The following is a 3923-nucleotide window of genomic DNA, read 5'->3' on the forward strand; positions in this document are numbered from 1 at the left end:
CAAGGGCGGCGGGCCGGCGCGGAGGCAGCGGCACCTCGACGGTCTCCGCCGGGGCGGGGCCAGGTGCCGCATAGGCCAGGGCCGGGGTGCCGGCAGCGGGCGCCGCGCTGGTGGCGCTGCCGCGCAGGGCGAACAGGCCGTCGAAGCCGTTGGCGGATTTGGCCGAGGCCACGGTCGTGGTCGGCGCCTCCGGCACGTCCGCGTCGATCCCGAGGCGCTTGGCGACGTAGTAATAGCCGCGATTGTAGTAGCGGTAGGCTTGGTCCAGATCGCCCTTGGCGGCGCGGTAGGCCCCCGCGAGATAGGCGATGCCGTATTTCAGGTTGGTGTCGGGGTCGTAGAGGCCGGACGAATCGCCGCTATAGCCGAGGCCCCGGGCGGTGGCGTGCTTGATCTGCATCAGGCCCAGGGCCGAGCCCCCCTTGGCGCGGGCGTTGTAGTTGCTTTCCCGCTTCACCACGCGGTGCACGAACTCGGCGGGCACCTTGTTGGCCCGGGCATGGGCCGCGATCAGCGCGTCGATGTTGTCCCGTCCGGCGATGCCGACCTGCCCTGCGCTGGTCCCCTGAGCCGCCTGGGCGAAGACCGGCGCCGGGACGGCGGCGGCGAGCAGGGCGGCGAGGATGAGGCGCATGGGAGACCCGTCGTTATTCTTACGGCTCAGGTTGTGCCCCGAGGGGTCGGGTCGAAATGAGGCGGGAACGTGAATTTCCGTCGCCCGGGCCCGCCTGTCCCCGCCTCGCTCCGTCCCTGTCGCCGGAATGGCACAGATTTCGTCCCCGTCCGGGCTCAGGCCGGCCCGAGGACGAACCGCTCGATCGCGCGGGCGAAGCCGTCCGAATCGTTGTCGTCGGTCACCGCGCCGGCGGCGGCCCGCACCGCCGGATCGGCATTGCCCATGGCGATGGCGAGGCCGCTCTCGCGAAACATCGCCACGTCGTTGCCCGCGTCGCCCAAGGTGGCGATGCGCCCCCGCGCGATGCCGAGGCGCCGGCCGAGATCGGCGACGAAGCGGCCCTTGTCGATGCCCGGCGGCGTCACGTCGAGGTAATAGGCCTGCGAGCGGTGCACCGCGGCCCGGGGGCCGAGCGCGGCGGCGAGCGAGGCTTCGACGGCGGCGAGGCGGTCGTGGTCGCGGCTCACGCCCACGATCTTGGCGGCCCGCGCCAGGGGCGCCGTCAGATCCGCCACCACAATCGGCTCGGCCTGAAGGGTGCGCGCCTCCAGATCCACGTAGGGCGCCGAGGGATCGCGCAGGAACCACGCCCCGTCCGAGAAGACCCATAGGTCGACGCCGGCCGCGCCAAGCTCCGCCGCCGCCGCCCGGGCTGCCGCCTCCGGGATCAGGGTCTCGGACAGCGTCACGAGATCGGGCCCGCAGACCGTGCTGCCGTTGAAGGCACCGAGGGGCAGCCGCAGGTCGAGCGCCGCAACGAGGGGGCGGAGGCCGACCGGCGGCCGGCTCGAAGCCACGGTGAAGCCGATCCCCGCCGCGCCGAGCCGCCGCACCGCCTCGACCGCGGCGGGGGTGAGGCGCTTGTCGGTGGTCACGAGGGTGCCGTCGACATCCGAGACGACGAGGGCGAGGCCGGGGACGCGGTCCATCGCAGGTCCTATCCGCCCGAGGCGTCGGAGGGGCGCCCGAGCCGGGTCGCGACCGCCGCCACGATGGCATCGGGCCCCTCCGCGATGCCGACGATGATCGGGTCCTCGTCCGGGCCCGGGGGCTCCAGGGCGGCGAACTGGCTGTCGAGGAGCGCGGCCGGCATGAAATGGCCCTGGCGCCCGGCGATCCGGTCCCGGATCAGCGCACGGTCGCCCTCGAGATGGACGATGCGCACCGCTGCCCGCCCGCCGGTCAGCGCCTCCCGGTAACGGCGCTTGAGGGCCGAGCAGGCGACGACGCCCCCCGCCCCGGCCGTCAGCCGCGCGTCGATCCAGTCGCGGATCCGGGCGAGCCACGGCGCGCGGGCGCGATCGTCGAGGGGCTGGCCGCCGCGCATCCGGGCGACGTTGTCGGGCGTATGGAAAGCGTCACCGTCGACGAAGGGAAGGCCGAGCTGCGCGGCGAGCAAGGCCGCCACCGTGCTCTTGCCCGAGCCCGACACGCCCGTCACCACGATCACGGGCGGGGCCGTCTCAGGCATCCTGAGCCGCCCGGGCCGGGGCGGCGGAGCCGGGCGCCTCCTGCGCGTCCAGGATGCGGTCGAGCAGGCGACGGGGTCCGAGGGTCATGTCGAAGAAGTCGTAATCTCCCGGCCGGTCGTTCGCCATCAGGAACTGGAAGTGCATCCGGAACGGCCGGAACCGGACCCGGGTGTAGGTCTCGGGGGAGATGATGTCGCGAAACCGGGCGGAGCGGATGGTCGGGTTGGTCACGACCGCCCCCGGCGGCAGGGGCAGGTCGAGCTCGCGGATCGGGTTGAAGCCCGGAAAGTTCATCCAGTCCTGCGGCGCCCCGTAATCGACCCAGACGATCCGCCGGCAGGTGACGAGGCTCGCGATCTCCGCGCGCAGGCGCCGCGCCCGCGGCTGCAGGGCCACCAGCGGCAGGCCCGAGCCGAGGGTGACGAGGCCGAGATTCGGGCCCTCGGGGCCGAGGCCGATGCGTGCGTTGCGGGCGATCACCCGCGCGGCGATCTCGACCGCGGTCAGCGCGCCTGAGGAATGGCCGACGATCAGGATCTCGTCCGGGGGCGGCGCGTCCGGCTGCCCCTGCTCCATGGCGTGAAGGCGCGCGAGGACGTGGTCGGCGAAGGCGTCGAGGCGGCGCTCGTAGTCGCGGCGCCAGCCCTGGCCATGCTGCCAGTTGAACACCCAATCGTTCAGGAGCTGCCAGAAGAAGATCCGGTTGAGGCCCGCCTCGACCGCCTTCACCACGGCGAGCGCCGCGATCAGCCCGGCGCCGATCCGGGCCGGCATCGGCAGGGTCAGGCCGAAGACGCCTCCGGCCAGGGCGGCCTGGACCCCCCAGGCCACGAGGGCCGCCGCCGCCGCCAGCAGGAGCAGCATCACGAAGGGGTAGAGAATGACGTTCCCGTATTTCCAGTGCAGCCGGTAGAACGTCACGAGCTTGCCCACCGCGACCGCATGGGCCGTCCCGACGAGCAGGAGGGCGGCGCTGGCGAATTTCGATCGGGCGAAGTCCCGCCCGACGATGTCGTCCCACAGGAGCACTTCGTAGCGCGTCTCGGCGCCCTCCGTTTCGGGATGGGCCGCGACCTGCCAATCCTGCACCAGCGCCTCGCGGTCGGCGGTCGGTTCGGCGGCGTCCGGCAGGGCCGGAGCGGTCGCGAGCGTCCGCATCTCCGCCCGGCCGATCACGCGCTTGGACTGCCCGAACACCTTGGCGTAGCGGGTCAGCTCGCGCACGAACAGCAACCGGTAGCGGCTGCGGGCCTCCGGATCGTAGCCCGGCACGTAGAACACGTGCCGCCGTGTGACCGAGCCGGGTCGCGCTTGGCCCGGTCGCAGGTCCGGCAGGCCGGGCGGTGTGTAGCTGAGGGGCCTCGACATCCCTGCCTGCGGTTCGGCCGGCGGACAGGCCGGCCCGCCAGGGGTTAGCCCAAACCCGCCGGGGCCGGCAAATCGTGGCGCCCCGGTTCCGACGCGGATCGGGCGTGGACAAGTGTGGCTTGCGGGGACAGGGGCGGGTCCCGGCCGGTCGGCAGGCCGGTGTGGCGGGCTCGCCACGGACAGCTTGACCGTTTTCGGGTTACCCAGCCGGTGAGAGAAACCGTCAGGCGAACCTGAATGCGCTCCACTGCAACTCTCCTCGTCACCGCACTGGCGGTGTCGGGGTGCTCGGTGCTTCCTTCGGCGGGCCCGACGGCTCGGCAGATCGATGGGGGGGCGGACATCGCCACCGTCGAGGGGGTGTTTGCCCGCTACGAGATCATCGACATCGATCCGGCCGTGGTCGA

4 protein-coding genes and 1 pseudogene are annotated in these 3923 nt (G+C 72.8%); 1 reads left to right on the forward strand and 4 read right to left on the reverse strand.

Features of this window, described 5'->3' with window-relative positions:
- The 4 genes from LW587_RS23640 to LW587_RS23655 all read right to left on the reverse strand — a co-directional run.
- Positions 1–634 (reverse strand): transglycosylase SLT domain-containing protein (locus LW587_RS23640; RefSeq protein WP_232632017.1); only part of this gene is annotated, 634 nt, incomplete at its 3' end.
- Positions 635–789: 155 nt separating this feature from the next.
- Complete coding sequence (locus tag LW587_RS23645) at positions 790–1605, reverse strand: Cof-type HAD-IIB family hydrolase (RefSeq protein ID WP_232632018.1); 816 nt, start codon at positions 1603–1605, stop codon at positions 790–792.
- 8 nt (positions 1606–1613) lie between these two features.
- Positions 1614–2147, reverse strand: coding sequence for a gluconokinase (locus tag LW587_RS23650; protein ID WP_232632019.1), 534 nt, complete (start codon positions 2145–2147; stop codon positions 1614–1616).
- Positions 2140–3516, reverse strand: coding sequence for an alpha/beta hydrolase (locus LW587_RS23655; protein ID WP_232632020.1), 1377 nt, complete (start codon positions 3514–3516; stop codon positions 2140–2142). Before LW587_RS23655 ends, LW587_RS23650 begins: the two co-directional genes overlap by 8 nt.
- 237 nt (positions 3517–3753) lie before the next feature.
- On the opposite strand from LW587_RS23655, the pseudogene LW587_RS23660 reads away from it, so the two are divergent.
- Positions 3754–3923: pseudogene (locus tag LW587_RS23660) on the forward strand (polysaccharide biosynthesis/export family protein); the annotation flags it as partial.

It is taken from the genome of Methylobacterium sp. Leaf118 (assembly GCF_920984675.1).
GTDB lineage: Bacteria > Pseudomonadota > Alphaproteobacteria > Rhizobiales > Beijerinckiaceae > Methylobacterium.

Excerpts from the sequence above, each read along its gene's own strand:
- LW587_RS23645 (WP_232632018.1), bottom strand. The coding sequence starts at position 1,605 with ATGGACCGCGTCCCCGGCCTCGCCCTCGTCGTCTCGGATGTCGACGGC.
- LW587_RS23650 (WP_232632019.1), bottom strand. The coding sequence starts at position 2,147 with ATGCCTGAGACGGCCCCGCCCGTGATCGTGGTGACGGGCGTGTCGGGC.
- LW587_RS23655 (WP_232632020.1), bottom strand. The coding sequence starts at position 3,516 with ATGTCGAGGCCCCTCAGCTACACACCGCCCGGCCTGCCGGACCTGCGA.